General features: G+C 70.2%; 24 protein-coding genes. 19 read left to right on the forward strand and 5 right to left on the reverse strand.

The annotated features are described in order from the left end of the window. Positions 1 to 68: 68 nt before the first annotated feature. Together IF12_RS0119395 and IF12_RS0119400 are read right to left on the reverse strand one after the other, a co-directional pair. On the reverse strand, positions 69 to 533 hold the full coding sequence (locus IF12_RS0119395; RefSeq protein ID WP_051704627.1) for a DoxX family protein: 465 nt from the start codon (positions 531 to 533) through the stop codon (positions 69 to 71). Between the two features lie 256 nt (positions 534 to 789). Continuing rightward, complete coding sequence (locus IF12_RS0119400; RefSeq protein WP_030161374.1) at positions 790 to 1,362, reverse strand: TetR/AcrR family transcriptional regulator; 573 nt, start codon at positions 1,360 to 1,362, stop codon at positions 790 to 792. Between the two features lie 162 nt (positions 1,363 to 1,524). Here IF12_RS0119400 and IF12_RS0119405 point away from each other — a divergent pair, with 162 nt between their 5' ends. The 8 genes from IF12_RS0119405 (at position 1,525) to IF12_RS0119440 (ending at position 9,761) form a co-directional block, all read left to right on the forward strand. Continuing rightward, positions 1,525 to 1,728 carry a DUF3046 domain-containing protein gene (locus tag IF12_RS0119405; RefSeq protein WP_030161376.1) on the forward strand — a complete coding sequence of 68 codons (204 nt, stop codon included), beginning with the start codon at positions 1,525 to 1,527 and terminating at the stop codon, positions 1,726 to 1,728. Positions 1,729 to 1,965: 237 nt separating this feature from the next. Next, on the forward strand, positions 1,966 to 3,015 hold the full coding sequence (gene recA, locus IF12_RS0119410; RefSeq protein ID WP_030161378.1) for a recombinase RecA: 1,050 nt from the start codon (positions 1,966 to 1,968) through the stop codon (positions 3,013 to 3,015). Then, the gene (locus IF12_RS0119415; protein WP_030161380.1) at positions 2,990 to 3,526 is read left to right on the forward strand and encodes a regulatory protein RecX; all 537 of its coding nucleotides are present in this window, start codon (positions 2,990 to 2,992) and stop codon (positions 3,524 to 3,526) included. The genes recA and IF12_RS0119415 overlap by 26 nt, the downstream gene beginning before the upstream one ends. Before the next feature lie 160 nt (positions 3,527 to 3,686). After that, entirely contained in the window at positions 3,687 to 5,285 is a 1,599-nt protein-coding gene (serA, locus tag IF12_RS0119420; protein WP_030161382.1) for a phosphoglycerate dehydrogenase, read from the forward strand. 210 nt (positions 5,286 to 5,495) lie between these two features. Continuing rightward, positions 5,496 to 6,533 carry a 3-isopropylmalate dehydrogenase gene (locus tag IF12_RS0119425; protein ID WP_030161384.1) on the forward strand — a complete coding sequence of 346 codons (1,038 nt, stop codon included), beginning with the start codon at positions 5,496 to 5,498 and terminating at the stop codon, positions 6,531 to 6,533. A 179-nt stretch (positions 6,534 to 6,712) separates the two neighbouring features. Next, the gene (locus IF12_RS0119430; protein WP_030161385.1) at positions 6,713 to 7,810 is read left to right on the forward strand and encodes a branched-chain amino acid aminotransferase; all 1,098 of its coding nucleotides are present in this window, start codon (positions 6,713 to 6,715) and stop codon (positions 7,808 to 7,810) included. A gap of 176 nt (positions 7,811 to 7,986) precedes the next feature. Then, positions 7,987 to 8,580 (forward strand): hypothetical protein, encoded by a 594-nt coding sequence (locus tag IF12_RS0119435; protein WP_133884275.1) that lies wholly within the window; start codon positions 7,987 to 7,989, stop codon positions 8,578 to 8,580. After that, a complete protein-coding gene (locus tag IF12_RS0119440) occupies positions 8,580 to 9,761 on the forward strand; it encodes a PrsW family intramembrane metalloprotease (protein WP_030161390.1) in 1,182 nt (393 codons plus the stop codon). The genes IF12_RS0119435 and IF12_RS0119440 overlap by 1 nt, the downstream gene beginning before the upstream one ends. A gap of 3 nt (positions 9,762 to 9,764) precedes the next feature. Here the strand turns inward: IF12_RS0119440 and IF12_RS0119445 are convergent, their stop codons facing one another. Together IF12_RS0119445 and IF12_RS0119450 are read right to left on the reverse strand one after the other, a co-directional pair. Beyond that, positions 9,765 to 10,430 carry a hypothetical protein gene (locus IF12_RS0119445; protein WP_030161392.1) on the reverse strand — a complete coding sequence of 222 codons (666 nt, stop codon included), beginning with the start codon at positions 10,428 to 10,430 and terminating at the stop codon, positions 9,765 to 9,767. 201 nt (positions 10,431 to 10,631) lie between these two features. Beyond that, positions 10,632 to 11,684 (reverse strand): polyprenyl synthetase family protein, encoded by a 1,053-nt coding sequence (locus IF12_RS0119450; RefSeq protein ID WP_051704628.1) that lies wholly within the window; start codon positions 11,682 to 11,684, stop codon positions 10,632 to 10,634. 95 nt (positions 11,685 to 11,779) lie between these two features. Between IF12_RS0119450 and metF the strand changes: the two genes are divergently transcribed. The 6 genes from metF (at position 11,780) to IF12_RS24400 (ending at position 18,425) form a co-directional block, all read left to right on the forward strand. After that, on the forward strand, positions 11,780 to 12,685 hold the full coding sequence (metF, locus tag IF12_RS0119455; RefSeq protein WP_030161396.1) for a methylenetetrahydrofolate reductase [NAD(P)H]: 906 nt from the start codon (positions 11,780 to 11,782) through the stop codon (positions 12,683 to 12,685). 121 nt (positions 12,686 to 12,806) lie between these two features. After that, positions 12,807 to 13,415, forward strand: a complete 609-nt coding sequence (locus IF12_RS25845) for a CDP-alcohol phosphatidyltransferase family protein (RefSeq protein ID WP_133884276.1) — start codon at positions 12,807 to 12,809, stop codon at positions 13,413 to 13,415. A gap of 53 nt (positions 13,416 to 13,468) precedes the next feature. Then, positions 13,469 to 13,849: a tetratricopeptide repeat protein gene (locus IF12_RS25850; protein ID WP_051704630.1), complete on the forward strand. Its 381-nt coding sequence runs from the start codon at positions 13,469 to 13,471 to the stop codon at positions 13,847 to 13,849. A gap of 297 nt (positions 13,850 to 14,146) precedes the next feature. Continuing rightward, a complete protein-coding gene (locus IF12_RS0119470; protein WP_166659587.1) occupies positions 14,147 to 14,665 on the forward strand; it encodes an SAV_6107 family HEPN domain-containing protein in 519 nt (172 codons plus the stop codon). Between the two features lie 420 nt (positions 14,666 to 15,085). Further along, positions 15,086 to 16,873, forward strand: a complete 1,788-nt coding sequence (aspS, locus tag IF12_RS0119475) for an aspartate--tRNA ligase (RefSeq protein ID WP_030161403.1) — start codon at positions 15,086 to 15,088, stop codon at positions 16,871 to 16,873. A gap of 217 nt (positions 16,874 to 17,090) precedes the next feature. Continuing rightward, entirely contained in the window at positions 17,091 to 18,425 is a 1,335-nt protein-coding gene (locus IF12_RS24400; RefSeq protein ID WP_133884277.1) for a serine/threonine-protein kinase, read from the forward strand. A gap of 55 nt (positions 18,426 to 18,480) precedes the next feature. On the opposite strand, the gene IF12_RS0119485 is transcribed toward IF12_RS24400, so the two are convergent. Further along, positions 18,481 to 19,557, reverse strand: coding sequence for a sorbosone dehydrogenase family protein (locus IF12_RS0119485; RefSeq protein WP_030161406.1), 1,077 nt, complete (start codon positions 19,555 to 19,557; stop codon positions 18,481 to 18,483). A 298-nt stretch (positions 19,558 to 19,855) separates the two neighbouring features. Between IF12_RS0119485 and IF12_RS0119490 the strand changes: the two genes are divergently transcribed. From IF12_RS0119490 to IF12_RS0119510, 5 genes are all read left to right on the forward strand, one after another. Beyond that, positions 19,856 to 20,734, forward strand: coding sequence for a hypothetical protein (locus tag IF12_RS0119490; RefSeq protein ID WP_030161407.1), 879 nt, complete (start codon positions 19,856 to 19,858; stop codon positions 20,732 to 20,734). A gap of 127 nt (positions 20,735 to 20,861) precedes the next feature. After that, positions 20,862 to 22,229 carry a replication-associated recombination protein A gene (locus tag IF12_RS0119495; RefSeq protein ID WP_035749630.1) on the forward strand — a complete coding sequence of 456 codons (1,368 nt, stop codon included), beginning with the start codon at positions 20,862 to 20,864 and terminating at the stop codon, positions 22,227 to 22,229. After that, positions 22,219 to 22,836: a hypothetical protein gene (locus tag IF12_RS24405; protein ID WP_051704632.1), complete on the forward strand. Its 618-nt coding sequence runs from the start codon at positions 22,219 to 22,221 to the stop codon at positions 22,834 to 22,836. Before IF12_RS0119495 ends, IF12_RS24405 begins: the two co-directional genes overlap by 11 nt. 154 nt (positions 22,837 to 22,990) lie before the next feature. Next, positions 22,991 to 23,500, forward strand: coding sequence for a DUF948 domain-containing protein (locus IF12_RS0119505; RefSeq protein ID WP_166659588.1), 510 nt, complete (start codon positions 22,991 to 22,993; stop codon positions 23,498 to 23,500). Between the two features lie 55 nt (positions 23,501 to 23,555). Further along, a complete protein-coding gene (locus IF12_RS0119510; RefSeq protein WP_133884278.1) occupies positions 23,556 to 23,843 on the forward strand; it encodes a hypothetical protein in 288 nt (95 codons plus the stop codon). Positions 23,844 to 23,861: the final 18 nt, after the last annotated feature.

Consider the following 23,861-nt stretch of genomic DNA (forward strand, 5'->3'; position numbering starts at 1 on the left):
AGGGCGTGTCGAGTGCCGTGGTGTCGACAGGGCGGGCGACGGTGCCCGTCCCGGTCGGAGCGCTCCCGCTAGACCGGCGAGCCGGCCGTTTCCGCGGCGGCCTGCGACTGTTCGACGCTCTCGGCTTTCTTAGCGTTGAGCCACAACGAGTCCAGGGCCCACTTGCCGCCGCCGGAGAACCCGATGGCGATCGAGATGACCGCCAGGAGCAGCACATATTCGTAGCCGCCCTCGCGCGAGAAGAACCCGCCGTCGGAGTGCACGTAGTAGAGCGCTCCCAACATGACCCCGGCAAGGGCCAGGCCCACCAGGGGCAGCAACGCGCCGATGATGAGCAGCCCACCGCCGACCAGTTCGGCGATGGCCGTGAAGTAGGCCGCCAACGTGGGTGCCGGGATGCCCAAGTTGGTGAAGCCCTGCACGGTCGCGTCCATGCCGTTGATGGCCAGCTTCTGCCAGCCGTGTGCGATGAAGACGATGCCGAGCATGATGCGTCCGATGAGGAGCGCGTAGGGTTGAAGTCTGGCGAACATATATGACCTCCCAGGTAGATGCCGCCCTGAACCGGACCGACGGGATGCCGGACAGAGGTCGCCTTCGACCGCCGTCTCCAGGTGGGGGAGCCCGAGGCAGCATTCGTTGATAGTTCAACTAACCAGGGATCATACCAAGAAATATAGGTATGTGTAAATATAGAAGATGTTCACAGTATGTGCTCTGATTTGCAGTGCGGACACAGAGTGACGAAAGTGGACGGAGGTGCGGTCCTGGACGCGACCCGCACCGACCTCAGTGGCGGCGGACCGCTTCTTCCACCAATTGCAGGATCCGCGTGATGTCCAGATCGTCCCGGCCGGTCGCCAGATAGCGCACCAGGCCGTCGTACATGAGCTGGAGGAAACCGGCGAGCACCTCGATGTCGAGATCGGTGCGCAGCGCCCCGAACTCCCGCTGGTGCTCCAGCCGCTCCCGGCTCGCCTCGGCGATCGCCTCGCGCCGCCGCCCCCAGGCCTCGGCGAACTCCGGGTCGGTGCGCAGGCGGCGGGCCACCTCCAACTGGGTGCCGAGCCAGCCGGCGATCTCGGGCTTGTCGGCCCCGGCCGTCAGATCCTGCATGACCCCGACCAGGCCCCGCTCGGCCACCGTCGCGGCCATCTCGGCCGCGTCGACCGAGGCCACGGCCAGGAACAGGGCGTCCTTGTCCCGGAAGTGGTGGAAGATCGCCCCGCGCGAGAGCCCCGTGGCCTCCTCCAGCCGCCGCACGGTCGCTCCCTCGTAGCCGAATCGGGCGAAGCACGAACGGGCGCCGTCGAGGATCTGCTGACGGCGGGAGTCGAGGTGTTCTTGGCTGACGCGAGGCACTTGGCAATCTTGCCACCTGGGCGCGGCCCCCAGCCAAGGAGTCGCCTACCGTTGTCGCATGGAGTCGCACGGGAAACAGCGCATCGCGCGGCGGCATCGACGAGGGGGCGGGACGCCGGCACGGCATCCGGCCCGGGCGCAACGGCGGGGAGTGGTCGACGAGTGCAACTGAGCGATTTCTGGGACCGGATGAACGAGACCTTCGGGGCCGCCTACGCACGGTCGGTCGCCGCCGACCAGGCGGTGGGCCAGCTCGGCGGCCGCACCATCGACCAGGCCCTCGCCGAGGGCGAGAACGCCAAGGCCGTGTGGATGGCCGTCTGCCGCGCCTGGCCCGAACGCATCCCCGCCCGCCTGGTCCGCTGACCGGGCCGCGGCCGTAGTGACCGGTGATCCCGACTCCTTAGGGACCCGTGCATTCTTCATCTCCGCGACCTGTGCCTTCCTCATTTCTCCGACCTGTGCTTCCTTCATCTCCGCGACCTGTACTTCTTTCATCTCTGCGAGATGTGCCCTGTTCGAACAAGCCGCTGCTCTAGGTTGTCGGTGGGGCCGACTACCGTGTTCGGTATGGCTAAGCAGACAGGATCCAGGGGAGGCGGAATGAACTCCGCTCAGGACAAGGCCAAGGCGCTCGATCTCGCGCTGGCCCAGATCGACAAGCAGTTCGGCAAGGGCTCGGTCATGCGACTGGGCGAGAAGCCGAAGCAGAACGTCAAGACCATCTCGACCGGTTCGATCGCGCTCGACGTGGCGCTCGGCGTCGGCGGTCTGCCGCAGGGCCGGATCATCGAGATCTACGGTCCCGAATCCAGTGGTAAGACCACGATCGCCCTGCACGCCATGGCGAACGTGCAGGCCGAAGGCGGCGTCGCGGCGATGATCGACGCCGAGCACGCGCTCGACCCGATCTACGCCGAGAAGCTCGGCGTCAATGTCGACGACCTCCTGGTGAGCCAGCCAGACACCGGTGAGCAGGCCCTGGAGATCGCCGACATGCTGGTCCGCTCCGGCGCGGTCGACCTCATCGTCATCGACTCGGTGGCCGCGCTCGTGCCGCGCGCCGAGATCGAGGGCGAGATGGGTGACTCGCACGTCGGCCTCCAGGCCCGCCTGATGAGCCAGGCCCTGCGCAAGATCACCGGCGGCCTGAACAACACGGGCACCACGATGATCTTCATCAACCAGCTGCGCGAGAAGATCGGCGTCATGTTCGGCTCGCCCGAGACCACCGCCGGCGGCAAGGCGCTCAAGTTCTACGCCTCGGTGCGCTTGGACATCCGCCGGATCGAGACGCTCAAGGACGCCGGCGAGGCCGTGGGCAACCGCACCCGCGTCAAGGTCGTCAAGAACAAGGTCGGCTCGCCGTTCCGGCAGGCCGAGTTCGACATCCTCTACGGCGTGGGCGTCTCCAAGGAGGGCTCGCTCATCGACATGGGCGTCGAGCACGGCATCGTCAAGAAGTCCGGCGCCTGGTACACCTACGAGGGCGACCAGCTCGGCCAGGGCAAGGAGAAGGCCCGGACCAACCTCAAGGAGAACCCGGACCTGGCCCTGGAGATCGAGAAGAAGATCAAGGAGAAGCTCGGCGTGGACGCCGCCGCAGACGCACCGGTCGAGGACGAGATTGAAGAACCCCCGGTCGACTTCTAAGCCGAACGATCCCGAGGCGGCCCGGCAGTACTGTCTCCAACTGCTGTCGGGCCGGCCCAGGACCCGCACCGAACTCGGCGACTCGATGCGCCGCAAGGGCTTCGAGGAGACCGTGGTCGCCGAGATCCTGGAGCGCTACGCCGAGGTCGGCCTCATCGACGACGCGGTCTTCGCCCGCGCCTGGGTCGACTCGCGCCACCGCAGCCGGGGCCTGTCGAAGAAGGTCCTCGCGGGGGAGCTGCGCCGCAAAGGCGTCGACCCCGAGTTCGTGGAGGCGGCGGTCGAGGCCGTCAGCGACGAGGACGAGCGCGAGGCGGCTCTGGCGCTGGCCCGCCGCCAGTACCGCTCGCTCGCGGGCCAGAGCGACGAGGCGGTGCTTCGCAAATTGGTAGGGATGCTCGCCCGCAAGGGCTACGGCTCCGGCGTGGCGATCCCGGTGGTCAAGCAGGTCCTGGCGGAGGCCGAGAGCGAAGCGGCCGAACTCCTCGACGAGGACGCCCACTTCGAATAACCGGAAGCGAGCACAAGTCGCGTGCAGGGTCCTCGGTGTTCCAGGATTCGGAATGCGGCAGGTCGGTAAGGAGCCGTTAACGCGTTCGACATACCATTGGCCCCGACGACGCAGCGCCGCGCCCGGTCTATTCGTCTCTCCTTACCTTTGCGAGGTATCCATGACCGATCCGAAGCCCGTCGTGGTCATTGCCGACCCGCTCGCGCCCGCTGCGATCGAGGTCCTCTCCGGAGACTTCGACGTCCGGGAGATCGACGGTACGAACGTGGACTCCCTCCACGCCGCGCTGACCGACGCCGACGCCGTGATCGTCCGCTCCGCGACCACCATCAACGCCGCCGCGATGGAGGCCGCCCCCAAGCTCAAGGTCATCGCCCGCGCGGGCGTGGGCCTCGACAACGTCGACCTGCCCACCGCCACCGAGCGCGGCGTCATGGTCGTCAACGCGCCGACCTCCAACATCGTCTCGGCCGCCGAGCAGGCCGTCACGCTGCTGCTCGCCAGCGCCCGCCACATCGCCCGCGCCGACGCCTCGCTGCGCGCCGGCCGCTGGGACCGCAAGAAGTTCACCGGCGTCGAGATCCAGGGCAAGACCCTCGGCGTGGTCGGCTTCGGCAAGATCGGCCAGCTCGTCACCACCCGCATGCAGGCCTTCGACATGGACGTCGTCGCCTACGACCCGTACGCCCAGCCCGCGATCGCCGCGAAGCTCGGCGTCCGGCTCGTCGACCTCGACACCCTGCTGTCGGTCTCGGACTTCATCACCATCCACCTGCCGAAGACCCCCGAGACCGTCGGGATCATCGGCGAGGACGCCCTCGACAAGGTCAAGCCCGGCGTGCGGATCGTCAACGCCGCCCGCGGCGGCCTCATCGACGAGGACGCGCTCGCCGCGGCCCTCCAGGACGGCCGCGTGGCCGCAGCGGGCCTCGACGTGTTCGTCAAGGAGCCGTGCACCGACTCGCCGCTGTTCACCCTCGACAACGTGGTCGCCGCCCCGCACCTGGGCGCCTCCACCCGCGAGGCCCAGGACAACGCCGGACTCGCCGTCGCCAAGAGCGTCAAGCTCGCCCTGTCGGGCGAGTTCGTCCCGGACGCCGCGAACGTGCAGGCCGGCGGCGTGGTCGCCGAGGCCGTGCGCCCGCTGCTGCCGCTCGCCGAGCGCCTGGGCCGCACCTTCAACGCGCTGGCCGGCTCGGCCGTCCAGTCCGTCACGGTCGAGGTCCGCGGCGAGGTCATCGAGCACGACGTGACCGTCCTCCAGCTCGCCGCCTCCAAGGGCCTGTTCGTGGACGTGGCCGACTCGGTCACCTACGTGAACGCGCCGCTCGTCGCCGAGCAGCGCGGGGTCGAGGTCGGCCTGCTGACGGCGAAGGAGTCGCCGGAGTACCAGGTCGAGCTGACCCTGCGCGGCGCGATGGTCGACGGCCGGGGCCTCCAGGTCTCGGGCACGATCAGCCCCGGCCTGCACGGCGGCCCGCGCCTGACCGAGATCGACGGGTTCGAGCTCGACATCGACCTCGACGGGTCGCTGCTGTTCCTGCGCTACACCGACCGGCCCGGCGTGGTCGGCCTCATCGGCGGGGCCCTGGGCGACCTGGGCGTGAACATCGCCGCGATGCAGGTGGCGCGCAAGGCCGCGGGCGGCGAGGCCGTGATGGCGCTGGCGCTCGACGCGCCGGTGGCGGCCGACGTGCTCGACGGCATCAAGGCCGCCGTGGGCGCGACCGGCATCAAAGCGGTCACCCTCCAAGACTGATTCCACCTGCTGAGAGCCGTACGTCGAAATGCGGGACGGGTGCGTTATTGTGAACGCACTCGCCCGCATTCCGCGTTCCAGGCCATGAAATGGCCGGCGTGGACGGGTCGGTCCGCTTCGCGCGGACCGCCGACGGGCGGGAATCCAGATACGGCGCCGCGGTGAGCCGCGGCGTCGGCATCAGCACGAGTGAGCCAGCAGAGAGGCAGCATGAGCAGGATCGCGGTCATCCCGGGCGACGGGATCGGGCAAGAGGTCATCGCCGAGGCGCAGAAGGTGCTCGCCGTGGCCCTTCCCGGATACGAGTCGACCGAGTACGACCTGGGTGCGCGCCTGTACAACCGCACCGGCGAGGTCCTGCCCGACTCGGTGCTGTCCGAACTGGACGAGCACGACGCGATCCTCCTGGGCGCCATCGGCGACCCGTCGGTGCCCCCCGGGGTCCTCGAGCGCGGCCTGCTGCTCAAGCTCCGCTTCGAGTTCGACCAGTACGTGAACCTGCGGCCCAGCCGCCTCTACCCGGGCGCCTCCTCGCCGCTGGCCGACGTCAAGCCCGGCGACATCGACTTCGTGGTCGTCCGCGAGGGCACCGAGGGGCTCTACACCGGCGCCGGCGGGAACCTCCACACCGGCTCCCCGGCCGAGATCGCCACCGAGGAGTCCCTGAACACGCGCTACGGCGTCGAGCGGGTCGTGCGCGACGCGTTCGAGCGCGCGCGCCGCCGCCGCGGGCACCTGACGCTGGTGCACAAGACGAACGTGCTCGTCCACGCCGGCGGCCTGTGGAAGCGGGCCTTCGACGACGTGGCGGCCGAGTACGCCGACGTCACCACCGAGTACCAGCACGTCGACGCGGCGGCCATGTTCCTGGTGAACCGTCCGCACACGTTCGACGTCATCGTCACCGACAACCTCTTCGGGGACATCCTCACCGACATCGCCGCGGCCGTCACCGGCGGCATCGGATTGGCCGCGTCGGGTTCGATCAACCCCGACCACACGCACCCGTCGATGTTCGAGCCGGTCCACGGATCGGCCCCCGACATCGCCGGGCAGGGCCTCGCCGACCCGGTCGCCGCGATCTCCTCGACCGCGCTCCTGCTCGAGCACCTCGGCCGCGCCGACGCCGCCGCCGCGGTGGCCGCCGCGTGCGAGCGCGAACTGGCCGGACGCGAGTCCGGCTCCCAGATCCGCACCGGCGAGGTAGGCGACCGAGTAGCCGCCGACGTCGCCGGACAGCTCAGCTAACCAGCCAGCAGCTTCGACGCCCGGCGGGCAGCGCTCTGACCAGAGCGACTCGCCGGGCGTTTTTCCGTGTCAGCGACGACCGGGCCGCGCGCCGCCCGACCACCTGAACGAGCGGTAAGTTAGGCATCAGGACCAGTAAGCACCGCCACACCAGACTGTTTGACCTGAAGGACAGATCCATGACAAGCGTTGGTCTTCCCGACCTGCGGCGCGAGCCGCACCCGAACCCGACCCCGGCCGCCGAGCGCGAGCGCATCCTCGCCGATCCCGGGTTCGGCACCAACTTCACCGACCACATGTTCACGCTGACGTGGACCGAGGGCCGCGGCTGGCACGACGCCGCGATCAAGCCCTACGGGCCCCTGACGCTCTCACCGGCCGCGGCGGTCCTGCACTACGCCCAGGAGATCTTCGAGGGCCTCAAGGCCTACCGCTACCCCGACGGCGGCATCGGCCTCTTCCGCGCCGAGGCCAACGCGCGCCGCCTCAACATCTCGGCCTCGCGCATGGCGATGCCCTCGCTGCCCGAGGAGTACTTCCTCGCCTCGATCCGCGAGCTTCTCGCCGTCGACGGCGACTGGGTCCCCGGCCAGGAGGAGGCCAGCCTCTACCTGCGCCCGTACATGTTCGCCTCGGAGGCGTTCCTCGGGGTGCGGCCCGCCAAGGAGTACTCCTACCTGGTCATCGCCTCCCCGGCGGCCGCCTACTTCAAGAACGGCCCGAAGCCGCTGACTCTGTGGGTCTCGGAGGAGTACAATCGGGCCGGCCCCGGCGGCACCGGCGCGGCCAAGTGCGGCGGCAACTACGCCGCGAGCCTGCTCCCGCAGGCCGAGGCCATCGAGCACGGCTGCGACCAGGTGGTCTTCCTCGACGCGGTCAAGTACGAGAACGTCGACGAGCTCGGCGGCATGAACCTGTTCTTCGTCTACGAGAACGAGCGGGTCCTCTACACGCCCAAGCTCGGCACGATCCTGCCCGGCATCACCCGCGACGCGGTCTTCACCCTGGCGACCGAGGCCGGGTGGGAGGTGCGCGAGACCGACTACTCGCTGGCCCGCTGGCGTGAGGACGCCGAGTCCGGCGTGCTCTCGGAGGCCTTCGCCTGCGGCACGGCCGCCGTGATCACCCCGGTCGGCACCGTCAAGGGCCGCAAAGGCGAGTTCCAGGTCAACGGCGGCGAGGCCGGCAAGTTCACGATGCAGCTGCGCCAGACCATCCTCGACCTCCAGCACGGCCGCGCCGAGGACACGCACGGCTGGACCACCCGGATCGCCTGACCGGGCAACCGATCCGCGCGGGCGCGCCGTCCGCGCGGATCGGCGAATACCGGGCGGAGGGCGGCGTCCGATATGTACCCTTGACAGCACGGTCGCGGCGCCCGCTCGCGGCGCCGTCAATGGACAAGGCGCGGAGTGCGTTCGGCACTCCGCGTCTTGCCTGTGGGGAGTGGGATTTGGGCGAGGTCACGATAAGCCTGAACCGGTTGGGCCTGGAGCGGGGACGCATGTGGCAGGCGGTCGTCGCCGCCCTCGCTATCGCCCTGCCCATCGGCGTGTGGATCGGGCTCGAACGCGCCCTCGGCGACTCGGTCCAGAACATCGGCGCCGGCGAGACCCTCTACCTCCAGTCCTACCCCGTCGCCGGAGCGAGCCTCGCGTTCGAGCTGCCCGGCGAGGGCTGGACGAGCCCGGGCATCCACTTCGCCGAGCAGCGCCAGAACTTCACCCGCGACCACCTGACCGCCTCGGTCGAGGTCGACTCCGGCGTCGACAGCCTCCGGCGCCTTCTCGAACGCCGCGCCGAGCCGATCGTCGCCCAGAACGGCTACACCTACAACAACCTGCGCGAATACACCGACGAGACCTCCGGGCTCGCGGGCTACCGCGCCGACATCCTCGGGATCGACACCGCCGGGTCGATCACCATCGTCGGCAACGACAAGGGCGCCGCCGCCATCCTCGTCCTCCTCGCCCCCGGCGAGGACCCCGAGGCCGACGAGGTCGACCCCGCCCCCTACACCGCCGCGTTCGAGCTGGAGGGCGCCTGATGCTCCACACCGAACGCATCGTCGTCGAGAGCCAGGGCGCGTTCATCCGCCTTCGCCGGCCCGCCTACTGGCTCTTCGTGGCCTGCCTCGTCTACGGCCTGCTCGAACTGGGCCGGGTCCTCTCGCCCGACTACGGCGACATCGCGACCGCCCTGTGGGCCTCCATCGCCATCAACGCGGTCCTGGCGATCGTCTTCCTCACGATCCTCGCCCGCCTCGACCTGTTCGAACGCGAACCGCCCACCGTCCGCGCCGCCGCCGTCTGCTGGGGCGGCCTCGCCGCCGTGGCCTTCTCGATGGTCTCCAACAACGCCGCCCTCGTCGTCCTCGCCGAACTGACCGACACCCAGTGGGCCCGCACCTGGGGCCCGTCCATCATCGGGCCGCTCAACGAGGAGTGGTTCAAGGCCATGGGCGTGGTCATGCTCGTCCTCATCGTCCGCGAGCACTTCGACCGCTCCATCGACGGCCTCATCTACGGCGCCCTGATCGGCCTCGGCTTCCAGGTGGTCGAGAACCTCACGTACGCGATCAACTTCGCCGTGCTCAACCCGAATTCGGACCTGTCGGGGGCCCTCAGCGTCACCTTCACCCGCGTCCTCGTCGCCGGCCCCTGGTCGCACACGCTCTACACCGGAGCGGCAGGGCTCGGCATCGCGTTCTTCGTGACGCAGACGCGCCGCAGCCTCAGTACCCGCGCCGGTGTCGCCATCGGACTGTTCGGCCTCGCCCTCGGGATGCACGCCCTGTGGAACCTGCCGGTCCCCGGCGGCCTGACCCCGGCGCTGGCGATCCCCCTGACCTACGGGAAGGGCCTGATCATCCTGGGCCTGTTCTTCGTGCTCTACAACTCCGCGGCCCGCGCAGAGTGGCACTGGTTCGTGACCACCATGTCCGACGAGGACGAGGCGGTGATCACCACCGAGGACCTGACGGAGATGCGGACGCTGCGCACCCGCCGCAAGGCCCGCAAGTGCGCCGCGAAACGCTGGGGCAAGCCGGCCGCGACCCTGCTGCGCAAGCTCCAGCGGGAACTGGTGAACCTGGCGACGCTCGTCGCCCGCGACCAGCGCCGCGGCGAGACGGTCCCCGACGGGCCCGACGTGGCGGCCGTCAAGCGCAACATCGCCGCGATCCGGGCCGAACTGGCCGAGGCGAAACGCTCCGACCGCGTGCTGTAGCCGTCAGGACCCGATCGGGGCCTTCCGCGGCTCCGGCGCCGCCGAGGCGCCCTTGGAGACCTGCTCCGGAAGGGTCGTCACCGACTCGCTCGCGCTCGGGTCCTCGCTCGGATCGTCCGAAGTGGGGTCCTCGGTCGGCTCCCCAGTGGTCGGACCGCCGGTGCTCGGCAGATCGGACGGCGAGTCGGTCGGCTCGCCGGTCGTCTCCTGCGGCGGCGTGGTCCCGCCCTCGGTCTCGCCCGGACCGGAGGTCGTCTCGCCCCCGATCGGGACGAGTCCCGGCGACAGCCCCGGCGAACCCGCCGGCGAGGTGCCCCTGGTGCGCCCCTGCGGTTGCGCCTCCTCCGAGCTCTCGCCCGCGTCCGGCGCGGCGGCCTCGCCGGCCGGCCCGTCCGGGCTCACGGTGATCGACTCGGGGTCCTGCTCGGCGGTCTCGGCGCCGATGCCGAACCAGCCCTCGATGATGTCCGCGCCCTCGCCGTCTTCGCCGAGGCCCATGAGGCCCGGCACGGGTTCGCGCAGCAGCGCCCCGGTCGCCAGGACGCCGCCCGCGACCGTGACCACGGCGATCGCCCCGATCTTCCTGAACCGCCGCGACTGCCGCAGATCGTAGTGGAGTGAGCGCATCGCGCCCTTGGTCTCGCGCCCGATGGCGCCGAAGAGTCCCACCTGTCTCCCACCGTCCATTCCTGTGCTTCACCCGGTTCAACGAGCGAGGGCACCGGCGGTAACCGTTGGGTCACCCGTGCGGGTGGCATCCCGTCACGTCCCGCGGACCCGGAATCGCCGCTGCGGAACCGAAGCCCCTGCGGCGCAAGAAGAACGATGCGATCCATTGCGGCCCTTGGAACCGCGAGCCGGAAGCGACCCTCAGAAGTCGCGCTTGACCGCCTTGACCAGCAGGCCCGCGAAGACCTCCAGCGCCGCCGGCTCCACGTCCGGGCGCGAGGACTCCAGCGCCGCCTCCGCCTCGGCCGCGAGCGACTCGATGCGCCGCTCGGTGTCGGCCAGAGCACCGGTGTCCAACAGGACCGCCCGCAGCCGCTCCACCCCGGCCACGTCCAGGTCCGGGTCGCCCAGGTTCGCGTCCAAGGCCGACCGCTGCGCCGCGTCCGCCCCCGCCCACGCCCGCGCGATGAGGAACGTGTGCTTGCCCTCGCGCAGGTCGTCCCCGGCCGGCTTCCCGGTCTGCGCCGGGTCCCCGAACACCCCCAGCACGTCGTCGCGCAACTGGAACGCCTCGCCCAGGGGCAGCCCGATCGCCGAGTAGTGCGACCGCACCCGCTCGCCCGCGCCCGCCAGCGCCGCGCCCACCAGGAGCGGCCGCTCGATCGTGTACTTCGCCGACTTGTACCGCGCGACCTTCGCCGCCGTCGCCTCCGACACGTCCCGGCGCACCTCTGAGAGCACGTCCAGGTACTGGCCCGCGCTCACCTCGGTGCGCATGAGGTCGAAGTCCCGCCGCGCCGCCGCGACCGCCTCCACCGGCATCCCCGCCGAGCACAGCAGCTCGTCCGACCACGCCAGGCACAGGTCCCCGAGCAGGATCGCCGCCGCCGTGCCGAAATCCTCCGCCCGGCCCGACCAGCCCTCGCGCTCGTGCAGCGAGGCGAAGCGCCGGTGGATCGAGGGAGCGCCGCGCCGCGTGTCCGAACCGTCGATGAGGTCGTCGTGCATCAGCGCCGAAGCCTGAAGCAGCTCAAGGGAGGAGACGCAGGCGACCAGCGCCGCCGAGTCCGCCAGGCCCGCGCCGCGCGCGCCCCAGTACGCGAACGCCGGACGCAGCCGCTTGCCGCCCCCGAGCACGAAATCGCGCACCGCGTCGGCGTAGGCGCCGAGGCGGTCGTCGATGTCGCAGATGACGGCGGCCTGCCGGTCGAGGAAGACGGACAGGGCTGCGTCGATGCGCTCGTTGAGCTCCACGGTTCGAACCCTAGGCGATCGGGGCCGATCCCAAGTACTGGGTGGGGTCGAGTGCAGGTCAGGACACGTGTGTCAGAACGGTTACGGTTGTGTGCATGACACTCGGAGTCCCCAGCGTGATGCCGGTCAAGGCCGCCAAGATCGGCGACCTGCTGCGCTCGGGCGACCCCAAGTTCTCCTTCGAGATGTTCCCGCCCCGCGACGAGAAGGACGACCGCATCCTGTGGCGGACCATCCGCAACCTGGAGCAGCGCGGCGCGGACTTCGTCTCCATCACCTACGGCGCGGGCGGCTCCACCAGCAAGAAGACCGTGGAGACCACCGAGCGGCTCAACGCCGACACGACCCTCCTCACGATGGCCCACTGCACCGCCGTGAACCACTCGGTCGCCGAGCTGCGCAACCTCATCGGGCACTTCGCCGACGTCGGCGTGCGCAACATCCTCGCCCTGCGCGGCGACCCGCCCGGCGACCCGCGCGCCGAGTGGATCGCCCACCCCGAGGGCCTGCGCTACGCCTACGAACTGGTCGAGCTCATCAAGTCCTCCGGCGACTTCAGCGTCGGCGTCGCCGCCTTCCCCGAAGGCCACCCGCGAGACGAGGACTGGGAGACCGGCGTGCGCCACTTCGTCGCCAAATGCCGCGCCGGCGCCGACTTCGCGATCACCCAGATCTTCTACGACGTCGAGGACTACCTGCGCCTGCGCGACGCCGTCGCCGCCTCCGGCTGCGACGTCCCCATCCTGCCGGGCATCATGCCCGTCACCAACATCAAGCAGATCGAGCGCTTCGCGATCCTCACCGGCATGGACTTCCCCGCGGCGCTCGCCGAGCGCCTGCGCGCCGTCGAAGGCGACCGCGACGCCATCCGCGACATCGGCGTCGAAGTCGCGACCGACATGGGCGCCCGACTCCTCGCCGAAGGCGCCCCGGGCCTGCACTTCACCACGCTCAACCACTCGCGTTCGACCCGCCGCGTCTGGCAGAACCTCCGCCCGTGACGCGCCCTCCCCTCTCGGCCACCTGATCGAAAACTTCCGGTGACCCCGCCGACACGCACCGTCCACCTCCATGCCCGATGCTGTCAAGCGTCGTTTGTCGCCATCTGCTAGAACAAGACCCATGAGCACCCGTGTGCCCGCCGACTCCCTCGTCGGCCGGGTTATCCTCTCCACCCGTTTCCAGCCCGGAGCGGTCGTCGGCCTCGGCCTGACCGCCAGCCTCCTCACGCCCATATGCGTCCTCATCGGCGGACCGGTCATCCTGGCCGCCCTGCCGCTTTTGGCGATCACCGCGCTGGCCGACTCCTCGTACGCGCTCCTCGCGGCGCGCTCCACGAGCCTCTCGCGCCGCGTGCTGGTCCTGGAGCCCCTCGCCGCCCGCCTCTCCGAGTCCGCCTGGCTGCTCGCCCTGTGGCTGCTCGGCGCGCCCGGCTGGGCGGTCGCGGCCACCGGGGCGCTGTGCTGGATGTACGTCCTCACCCGCTCGCGGGCGCGCCAGGTCGGCCTGCGCGACCTGGGCATGACGACCCTGGGGGAGCGCTCGGTCCGCGAAGTCGTGGTCGCCCTCGGCTTCGGCGCGGCCGGCGTCATCGCGGTCGCCGGCGGCGGCCAGTACGAGGACTGGATCGGCGGCGCGGTGACCATCACCGTCACCGGCTGGATGCTCCTGGCCGCCCTCGGCCTGCTCCAACTCGTCATCGTGGTCTCCACCGCCCTGCGCAACGGCTGAAGCGCCCCTCCGGGCCCGGGAATGATCCCGGGCCCGGCCGTGTTGACCGGGGAATGCGCTACCAAGACATCACCGACGACCAGATCGCCGCCTTCATCGACACCGCCTCCCGGGACCGCCAGGTCCCCGAGGAGACCCAGCGGCTGCGCGACGCCGAGGAGATGCTCGCGCTCAAGGACCCGCACGCCGCGCTGAAGTTCATCGAACCGCTCCTGCGCGACCACCCGGAGCACCCGGACGTCATGCTGGTGGCGGCCCGCGCCTACTTCAAGTCGGCGCAGCTGAACAAGGCGCTGGCGCTCTCGGAGAAGATGGTCGAGTCCAACCCGGCCGACTTCTACGCCCGCCGGCTCCTCGGCCGCACCCTCGAGCGGATGGGCCGCGCCGAGCAGGCCCGCGGCCACCTGCGCCTGATCGACGAGATCGCCGAATAACGGCCGCCCCGAGCGGCCGGTCGGCGCGTCCGCCCGCTCGAGACGCACGATCGGAACGCCCCGCACCGTCAGGTGCGGGGCGTTTTTTCGAACAAGGCCCGAATTCGCGGCGGCTCCTCGGGGATCGGTGCCGAATTGTTCTCAACTCTTTCCGTTGCGAGGCAATGACTCTGCTGTCGGATGAGCGACAGTGAGTAGTCGATCGCTGCTTTTTGGCGAGGTTGGGGGTTGGAAATGTCGTACCCCTGTGGTTCGATATTTCTCGAACGCAAGTTCGAACAGGTTAAGGAGGCCCTGATGGCAACTTCTCGACCCGCAACCACCCGATCGGCCGCGCCGGCGTCGATCCGCGGCGCGAGCTCGCCGCGGCTCGTGCAGGCCGGCACGGTTTCGAACTCCCGACTCCGCATCCCCGCGGACCAGCTCCCGAACCGCTCCCCGCTGCAACTGCTCGCGGCCGCCCGCGCGGACCTCGACGACGCCGCCGAGCGCACCAGGCCCGGCGAACGGTACGCCGAGGCGCACATGGCGGCCCTGCGCGTGGCCGTCGCCGTCCTGGCGGTGCGCGCGGGCGACGCGACCGGCAGGCGCCGCCCCGGGCGACCGTCGAGCACTTGGGAGCTGCTGCGCGGCGTGGCCCCGGAACTGGAGGAGTGGGCCTCGCACTTCGCCCGCACCGCCAGGAAGCGGGTCCTCGCCCAGGCGGGCATCCCCGACATCGTCACGCCAGAGGAGGCCGACGCGATCGTCACCGACGCCCGCCGCTTCCTCGACGTGGTGGTCAGGTTGCTCGGCTTCAGCGCGCTCGCGCGCTGAAGTGGCGGTACAGCAGCGCGCTCGCGCGCTGAAGGGGAAGCGCAGTAGTGCGCTCGCGTGCTGAACGAAAAGTGCAGCAGCGCGCTCTCGCACTGAAGTGGCGGTGCAGCACCCGCGCGCGGCACGGAGAGCGCACTTGCACGCTGAAGTGCAGGTGAAGCAGCACATCCGCGCTCTGAACGGGAAGCGCCCGCGCGTCGAAGCCGACGCGTCGTAGTGCGCTCGCGTGCTCAATGGGGAGCACGGCAAGACACTTGTGCGCCGGAGGAATCGCCCCAGAGGTGACGCCGGACGTGCCCGGCGGCATGCCCGGCTTACTGCGCAGTGGGCGGATATACGATTGCTGCTGGCTGAGGCGTTCGGGAGAATCGCCTGAAGTCATCCGACAGCAAGCCGTTTCCTTCGAGGAGTTTTGAGCCCGTGTATCGGACACACCTCGCCGGCACGTTGAGTGCCGCTGACGTCGACCAGCAAGTCACCCTCGCCGGATGGGTGGCGCGTCGCCGCGATCACGGCGGGGTGGAGTTCGTGGATCTGCGCGACGCCTCGGGCGTCGTCCAAGTCGTCTTCCGCGACTCGGAAGCCGCCAAGGTCGCCCACGAGCTGCGCAACGAGTTCTGCGTCTCGGTCGTCGGCACCGTCACCCGCCGCCCCGAAGGCAACGAGAACCCCGAGCTGCCCACCGGCGAGATCGAGATCAACGCCACCAGCCTCGAAGTGCTCTCCGAGTCCGCGCCGCTGCCGTTCCAGATCGACGACCACGTGGACGTCTCCGAGGACATCCGCCTGCGCCACCGCTACCTCGACCTGCGCCGCTCCGGCCCGAACCACGCGATCCGCCTGCGCTCCAAGGCCAACCACATCGCGCGCAACCTCCTCGTCGAGGACGGCTACCTCGAGATCGAGACGCCGACGCTGACCCGCTCGACCCCCGAGGGCGCCCGCGACTTCCTCGTGCCCGTGCGCCTCCAGCCCGGCACTTGGTACGCCCTGCCGCAGTCGCCGCAGCTGTTCAAGCAGCTCCTCATGGTCGGCGGCTTCGAGAAGTACTTCCAGATCGCCCGCTGCTACCGCGACGAGGACTTCCGCGCCGACCGCCAGCCCGAGTTCACCCAGCTCGACATCGAGGCCTCCTTCGTCGACCAGGAGGACGTGATCGACCTCGGCGAGCGGATCGTCAAGGCCCTCTGGTCCGAGCTGGCCGACTACGACATCCCGCTGCCGATCCCGCGCCTCCAGTGGCACGACGCGATGAACCGCTACGGCTCCGACAAGCCCGACCTGCGCTTCGGCCAGGAGCTCGTGGAGCTCACCGACTACCTGCGCGGCACCGAGTTCCGCGTCTTCGCCGGCGCGATCGACGCCGGCGGCTACGTCGGCGCGGTCGTCATGCCCGGCGGCGCCTCGCAGACCCGCAAGGAGCTCGACGGCTGGCAGGACTGGGCCAAGGCGCGCGGCGCCAAGGGCCTCGCTTACATCACCTTCAACGCCGAGACCGGCGAGCCGAAGGGCCCGGTCGCCAAGAACCTCTCCGAGGCCCACCTCGCCGGACTCGCCGACGCCGTCGGCGCCAAGGCCGGCGACGCGGTCTTCTTCGCCGCCGGCGCCGACCGCCGCGGCGCCCAGGAACTGCTCGGTGCGGCCCGCCTCGAAGTCGGCCGCCGCGTGGGCCTCATCGACCCCGACGCCTGGGCGTTCTGCTGGGTCCTCGACGCCCCGATGTTCGAGCCGACCGACGACGGCGGCTGGACCGCGGTCCACCACCCGTTCACCTCCCCGAACCCCGAGTGGATCGACAAGTTCGAGACCGACCCGGCCTCCGCGCTCACCTACGCGTACGACATCATCTGCAACGGCAACGAGCTCGGCGGCGGGTCCATCCGTATCCACGACGCCAAGGTCCAGAGCCGCGTCTTCGACGTGCTCGGCCTCACCCACGAGGACGCCGAGGAGAAGTTCGGCTTCCTCCTCGAAGGCCTCAAGTACGGCGCGCCGCCCCACGGCGGCATCGCCCTCGGCTGGGACCGCGTCTGCGCGATCCTCGCCAAGGCCGACTCGATCCGCGACGTCATCGCGTTCCCGAAGTCCGGCGGCGGCGTCGACCCGCTGACCTCGGCCCCGACCCCGATCACGCCCGAGCAGCGCTCGGAGGCGGGCATCGACTTCGTACCCGAAGAGGAAGCGGGTACCGACGCCGTTGTCGATTAGCCCTACGATGTCGTAGTGGGCGGCCCGAGCCTGCGGCTCGGGCCGTCTGCCTTTCGATCTGCCCGGTTGCCCCTCAACGCAACCCGGACCGGCAGGGGTCCGTGGGCGGTGGCTGCGGCCTTTGAGCGGCTGCTATATCTAACATCCGGCCGACGCAGGAATTTTGAGGAGCGGGTTCGACGTGCAGAGCGGGACCTTGGTGGCAGGTCGCTATCGATTGGACGAACGACTTGCCGCCGGTGGCATGGGGGAGGTCTGGAAAGGGACCGACACCAGGCTCGGCCGCACCGTCGCCATCAAGATACTCCATGCCGGACTGTCCAACAGCGACAAGTTCCGCACCCGCTTCCAACTCGAGGCCCGCGCCGTCGCCGCCCTCCAGTCCCCGGGCATCGTCGCGCTCTACGACTACGGCGAGGAGACCGGCGAGGACGGACTCGTCTCCTACCTCATCATGGAACTCGTGCGGGGCCGCTCCCTCGCCGAGATCCTGCGCGACCGCGGGACGCTCCCGCCCGCCGAGGTCATGCAGATCGTCGCGACGGCCGCCGACGCGCTGGAGACCGCCCACCGCCACGACATCATCCACCGCGACATCAAGCCCGCGAACCTCCTCGTCGACGAGGAGACCGGCGCGACCAAGATCGTCGACTTCGGCATCTCCGCAGCCCGCGGGGCCTCCGGCCTCACCGAGACCGGCACCGTCATGGGCACCCTCGCCTATGCCTCGCCCGAGCAGCTCAACGGGGCCGAGCTGACCGGCGCGAGCGACCTGTACTCGCTCGGCATCGTCGCCTACGAGGCGCTGATGGGCCAGCCCCCGTTCGTCTCCGACACGCCCGTCGCGGTCATGAACGGCCACATGACCCAGGCGCCGCCGCCGCTCTCGCGCGACATTCCCGCCGGCGTCGCCCAAGTGGTGCTCCAGGCGCTCCAGAAGGACCCGGCCGTCCGCTACAACTCCGCGGCCGACATGGCGAGGTCGGCCCGCGAGGGCCGCGTCGTCACCGACGGCATCCCGGTCTCGCCCGCCGCCGCCCAAGGCGGGCAGACCCAGAACTTCGGCTCGGACGCGACCGCCCTGATCGGCGGCGTCACGGGCGCGACCACCGCCCCGCAGCCGACCACCGAGATGGAGCAGGAAGGCCAGAAGAGCCGCCTCACCCTGTGGCTCATCATCGGGGCGGTCACCGTCGCGCTGATCGTCATCGGCCTGCTGATCTGGTTGAACTCGACGCGCGGTGAAGACCCGGGCATCGTCGAGGAGAACTCGACCACCACCAGCGAGGAGGCGACCACCAGGGAGGAGCAGACCTCTGAAGAAGAGGTCACCTCCGAGGAGGAGACCACCAAGTGGCGACCGCCCCCGACACAAGAGCCCTCGGAGAGTCCGAGCGAGTCGCCCTCGGAGACCGAGTCGGAGTCGCCGAGCGAACCCGAAGAACCCTCGGAACCGACCACCAGCTCCACCCCTGAAGAACCGACCGATGAAGAGGACAATTCTGACGGTCCTCCTCCGGGTGGAGGCGGTGGAGGAGAAGGCGGCGTCTGAAGCTCCAACGACATCGGGCCCCCGAGTTCGCACTCGGGGGCCCGATTCGTTCGTTCTAGCCTCCGATGGGCCGGTACCGGATCACCCGGTCCTCGCCGTTGCCGTTCGACGTGGTGAGCCACAGCCAGCCGTCCGGCCCCAGCTCCACAGTGCGGATACGGCCGAGCTCCGAGACCAGCACGGCCTCAGGCTCGCCGGTCACCTCGCCACCTGCCACCGGCACCGTCCACAGTCGCTCGCCGCGCAGGGCCGCGATGTAGATCGTGTCGCCCACGACCTCGACGCCCGAAGGCGAGGCCTCCGCGGTCGACCAGGTGTACAGCGGGTCGATGTAGTCCGGCGAGCCGCCCTCGCCTTCGACCTCGGGCCAGCCGTAGTTCCCGCCCGGCTCGGCCAGGTTCAGCTCGTCCCAGGTGTTCTGACCGAGCTCGGAGAAGTACAGCTCGCCCTCCGGGCCCCAGGTCAGGCCCTGCACGTTCCGGTTGCCCCAGGTGTAGACCGGCGATCCCTCGAACGGGTTGTCCTCGGGGACCGACCCGTCCGGGTTCACCCTGAGGATCTTGCCGCCGAGGCTGTCGAGGTCCTGCGAGTTCGCGCTGTCGTTCGCGTCGCCGGTCGAGATGTACAGCTTCTCGTCGGGCCCGAACGCCAATCGCCCGCCATTGTGGTTGAGCGCGGCGGGAATACCGGTCACCACCGGTTCCGGATTGAAACTGTCGAGTGTGAACCGGACGACCCGGTTGTCCTCCTCTGTGGAGGTGTACGCGTAGATCCAGCCGTCGGTCGCGAACGTCGGCGAGACGGCCAGGCCGAGCAGGCCGCGCTCGTCGAGCGGGCCGGTGCCGCCGACGACCTCGAGGTTCCCGAGCACGACCGGGTCGGCGCCGACGCCGATGCGCAGGACGTCGCCCGACTCGCGTTCGGCGACGATCCCCGACGTGCCGTCCGGCAGAAACGTGAGGCCCCACGGGATCGTGAGGCCGTTGGCGAGCGTGTCGCCGGTTCTGAAGTCGAACGTCGGATCCGCGGCGGGCTCGTACGGCTCGTCGGCCTGGGCCCACGCGGTCACCGTCCCCGCGGCCAGGGCCAGTCCGGTGACCGCCGCGCCGATGGCAAGCATTCTGCGTCGCATTGCCGCTCCTTGTCTCTCATGATGCCGGGTAATGAAAGCGAGGTTGTCATGATATAGATGGATTTCAATTAATTGCAACCCTGATGGCGATTCGGCACGGTTGTTCACCGGCGCCGCCGCGAGATTCGAGCGGGAGCCCTCCCACGGGATGCGGTACCCTGAGGCGGCCGTCGACCCGCAACGCCGACGACGCGGACGGGCCCGGCGACGATGCGGAAGCGCCGCGTCCACCGATGTGGCGACGCGCCCCTAAGCTCGACCGCGGAACCCAGAACACCACGAAACCCAGGAGCACCACATGACTTCCCGTACCGCACGCCGACTCATCGGCGCGCTGGCCGTCCCCGCGTTCGGTCTCGGCATGGCCGCCTGTACCTCCGACGAGCCCGCCGACGAGACGACCGGCGGCGACAACGGGGGCGTGGCCCAGCTCAGCCCCGAGGCCGCCGTCAAGGCCTCCTTCGAGGGCCTCGACGGCGACTCGTACCGGATGGACTCGGTCATGACCATCAACGGTCTCGACTTCATGGTCATGACCAGCGCGGTCGAGGGCGACTCCGCCCAGTCGAGCCAGGACATCTACATGAGCGCGATCCTGGAGGCCTCGGGCGAGGACCTCGGCTCCGACCCCGCGGTCGCCGAGATGATGGAGGCGCTCTTCGCCGACATGCACACCGAGACGGTCGTGGTCGGGGACACCGCCTACCTCCAGATCACCGGCGGCATGTACGACGCGGCCGGCGAGACCTACGGCGAGGACGCCTGGTTCACCCTCGACCTCGCCGGTGAAGGCGACATCGCCGGCATGTACCAGCAGTTCGGCGGCATGGACCTCGCCTCGCAGACCGAGCTCATGCTCAGCGAGCTGACCGACGTCGAGGAGACCGGCGACGGCGTCTACACCGGCACGCTCAAGGGCGACTCGGCCGCGCTCCAGACCTTCTCCGACGCCGCGGTCGGCACCGGCGCCGACGCGATCGGCGAGATCGCCGTGACGGTCGCCCTCGACGACGACGGCCTGCTCAAGTCGCTGGCCATGACCCTGCCCGAGACGGACGGCATGACCATCGACATGAACAGCGAGGTCGTGGAGGTCGGCGGCTCTTACGGCATCACCGCCCCCGACTCGACCAACCTGCACCCCTTCGAGGACCTCATCGCGGCGATGCAGCAGTAGCGCCCCGCAGCAGGCCGCCGCACCTCCCGAGGCGCGGCGGCCTTCGCCGTCTCCGGAGCCGCGGAGATCGCAACCGCGCTCCCGGATGCGCCGATCCTTCACGGCGATGGCCTACGCTGTTGGCGAGATGGACGCACCTGGCTTGTTCGAAATCAATGGCCCGCAGGAACCGCGGCAATCGGGGATCCTCGGCACGGGCTCGGCCACCGGCGACGAGCCGCTGGCCGTGCGGATGCGCCCGCGGGCCCTGGACGAGCTGGTCGGCCAGGACCACCTGCTCGGGCCCGGCTCGCCGCTGCGCCAGGTGGTCGAGGGCCGCCAGCCGCTGTCGGTGATCCTGTGGGGCCCGCCAGGCTCCGGCAAGACCACCATCGCGCACCTGGTCGCCCAGTCCGGCGACCGGCGCTTCAGGGCGATGTCGGCGCTCAACTCCGGCGTCAAGGACGTGCGCGCCGCGATCGACGAGGCCCGCCGCGTGCGCCGCACCGGCGGCCCGCAGACGATCCTGTTCATCGACGAGGTCCACCGCTTCACCAAGACCCAGCAGGACTCCCTGCTCGGGGCCGTCGAGGACCGCACGATCACGCTTCTGGCCGCGACCACCGAGAACCCCTACTTCTCCGTGGTCCCGCCGCTGGTCAGCCGCTGCGTGCTCCTGACGCTGCGCGAACTCGACGCGACCGACGTCGGCGAACTGGTCGACCGCGCCGTCGCCGACGAGCGCGGCCTGAACGGCGAGGTCACGCTCGAACCCGAGGCCCGCGACCACCTGGTCCGCACCGCCGCCGGGGACGCCCGCAAGGCCCTGACCGCCCTGGAGGCCGCCGCGCTCTCGGTCGAGCCCGGCGCCCAGATCACCGTCGCCGTGGTCGAGGCCGCCATCGACACCGCCGCGGTCCGCTACGACCGCGACGGCGACGGCCACTACGACGTCGCCAGCGCCTTCATCAAGAGCCTCCGCGGCTCGGACGTCGACGCGGCGATGCACTACCTGGCGCGCATGGTCGTCGCCGGCGAGGACCCCCGGTTCATCGCCCGCCGCCTGGTCGTCTTCGCCTCCGAGGACATCGGCATGGCCGATCCGACGGCGCTCCAGACCGCGACGGCCGCGGCGACGGCCGTCGAGCGGATCGGGATGCCCGAGGCCCGCATCAACCTCGCTCAGGCGGTCGCGCACCTGGCGACGGCCCCGAAGTCGAACGCGGTCATCATGGCGATCGACGAGGCGATCGGCGACGTGCGCAAAGGCAAGATCGGCCCGGTCCCGCCGGACCTGCGCGACGCGCACTACAAGGGCGCGGGGGACCTGGGGCACGGCAAGGCGTACGTCTACCCGCACGACGACCCGCGCGGGGTCGTGCCGCAGCGGTACGCGCCGGACGTGGTCGCCGGGCGCGACTACTACCGCCCGACGCGCCACGGCCGCGAGGCCGAGATCGCCGACCGGCTGGAGAAGCTGCGCGGGATCGTCCGGAGGCGGACCGATGACGCTTGAGCGGCGCCCGAGCCCGGTGCCGCGCCGTCCCGAACCGGAGCGGTCGGAGGCCGACCGCATCGAGGAGCAGTCGAGCCGCCTCGCCTCGGACCTGGAGCGGACCGGGGACCGCATCGAGCGGCTGCGGTTGACCGTGGTCGCGGTGGCGGTCTCGGCGGTGGTGCTGGTGGCGGCGGTCCTGTGGGTGGGCCGGGCGGTCACGGTGGACCCGACGCGCCGGGCGGTGGACGAGTTGTCGGTGCCCGCCTGGGCGGCGCTGAGCGCCTCCGACGAGACGTACGGGAGCCGCTGGTGCGTGGGGGAGTGCCGGGTGCGGATGCGCACCTGGACCTCCGAGGGGACCGTGGACGACACGGCGGGGGAGTACTGGCGGGCGATCTTGGAGGCGGGGTGGGTCCCGGCCGATCCGGCGCTGTGCGTGGGCGGTTCGGAGGAGGCCGGCTGCTACGTCCGCGACGAGCTGTACCTGGAGCTGTGGGTGGTCCCGCTGGAGTGCGAGGACCGCTATGCGCTGTGCGTCGGCTCGGAGGTGACCGCGGTCGTGGCCTCGCAGGCGGCGCTGCCGCGGCTGGCGGAGGACCGCCGGGAGCCGAGCGGATCGGCTTAGGAGAGGCCCGGACACCCCGTTCCGGACCGTCCGCCCCGTTGCGCCGGATGTCCGGTCCAGCAGGGTAAGGTCGGAGCTGCGTCGCTCTTACGCGAATACCGGGATTTCCAGCCGCACCGGTCGGTCAATGCTTCAGCAAAAAGGGGGAAGAGCTGTGCCAGGCGAGACGTTGGCAGTGGAGTTCACGAACGTGGGCCTCTGGGAAGTCGCCCTTCTGATCGTCGCGGTCGCGATCTTCATCGTCTCCTTGTGGCTCGCGGCGGGTCTGCTGCGCAAGGCCACCGGCACCCTCGACCGGGTCAACAGCGTGCTCGACAAGGTCGACCACGAGATCGGCCCGATCCTGCGCAACGCGAACGCCACCCTCGACAACGTGAACTCCTCCCTCGTGCAGGTCGAAGGCGAGCTGGAGAAGGTCGGCGCCATCACCGAGAACGCCGCGCACGTCACCTCGAACGTCGCGAACGTGACGACCCTGGTCGCCTCCGCCATCGGCTCGCCGCTGGTCAAGGCCGCCGCGTTCGGGTTCGGTCTGCGCACCGCGGTCAAGAAGCGCAACCAGGGCGTCGACGAGGACCAGGTCCGCCGCATGGTGGAGGCCTCCCGGCAGACCAAGCGCGAGGCGAAGCGGGCCCGCAAGGCCCGCCGCCAGTCCGCCGAGTAAAACGACTTTGCGCCGGTGCTGGGCATGGGCGAGGATCGAATGGGGAGCTCCCTTGTTGAAACGCATGATCTGGGTAGGCATCGGCATCGCGGTCGGCGTGGTCGCGGTCCGCAAGCTCACGAAGGCAGCGCACTCGGTCACTCCCGGCGGGGTCGCCGAGCGGGTGGGCGGCGCCGGTGCTGAAATGAAGGCGTCGCTCAAAGCGTTCTGGGCGGACGTCTCGGAGGCCAAGCAGGCCAAGGAGGCCGAGCTGTTCGACGCGATCGAGCGCGGCGAGGACCTCACGCCGCTGCTCTCCGACGACGAAGAAGAAGACCGGGCCTTGCAGGGCCGGCAGTACTAGTCCTTGAAGGAGGTGCCC

It is taken from the genome of Glycomyces sp. NRRL B-16210, from assembly GCF_000719515.1.
In the GTDB taxonomy this organism is placed as follows: Bacteria; Actinomycetota; Actinomycetes; order Mycobacteriales; family Micromonosporaceae; genus Glycomyces.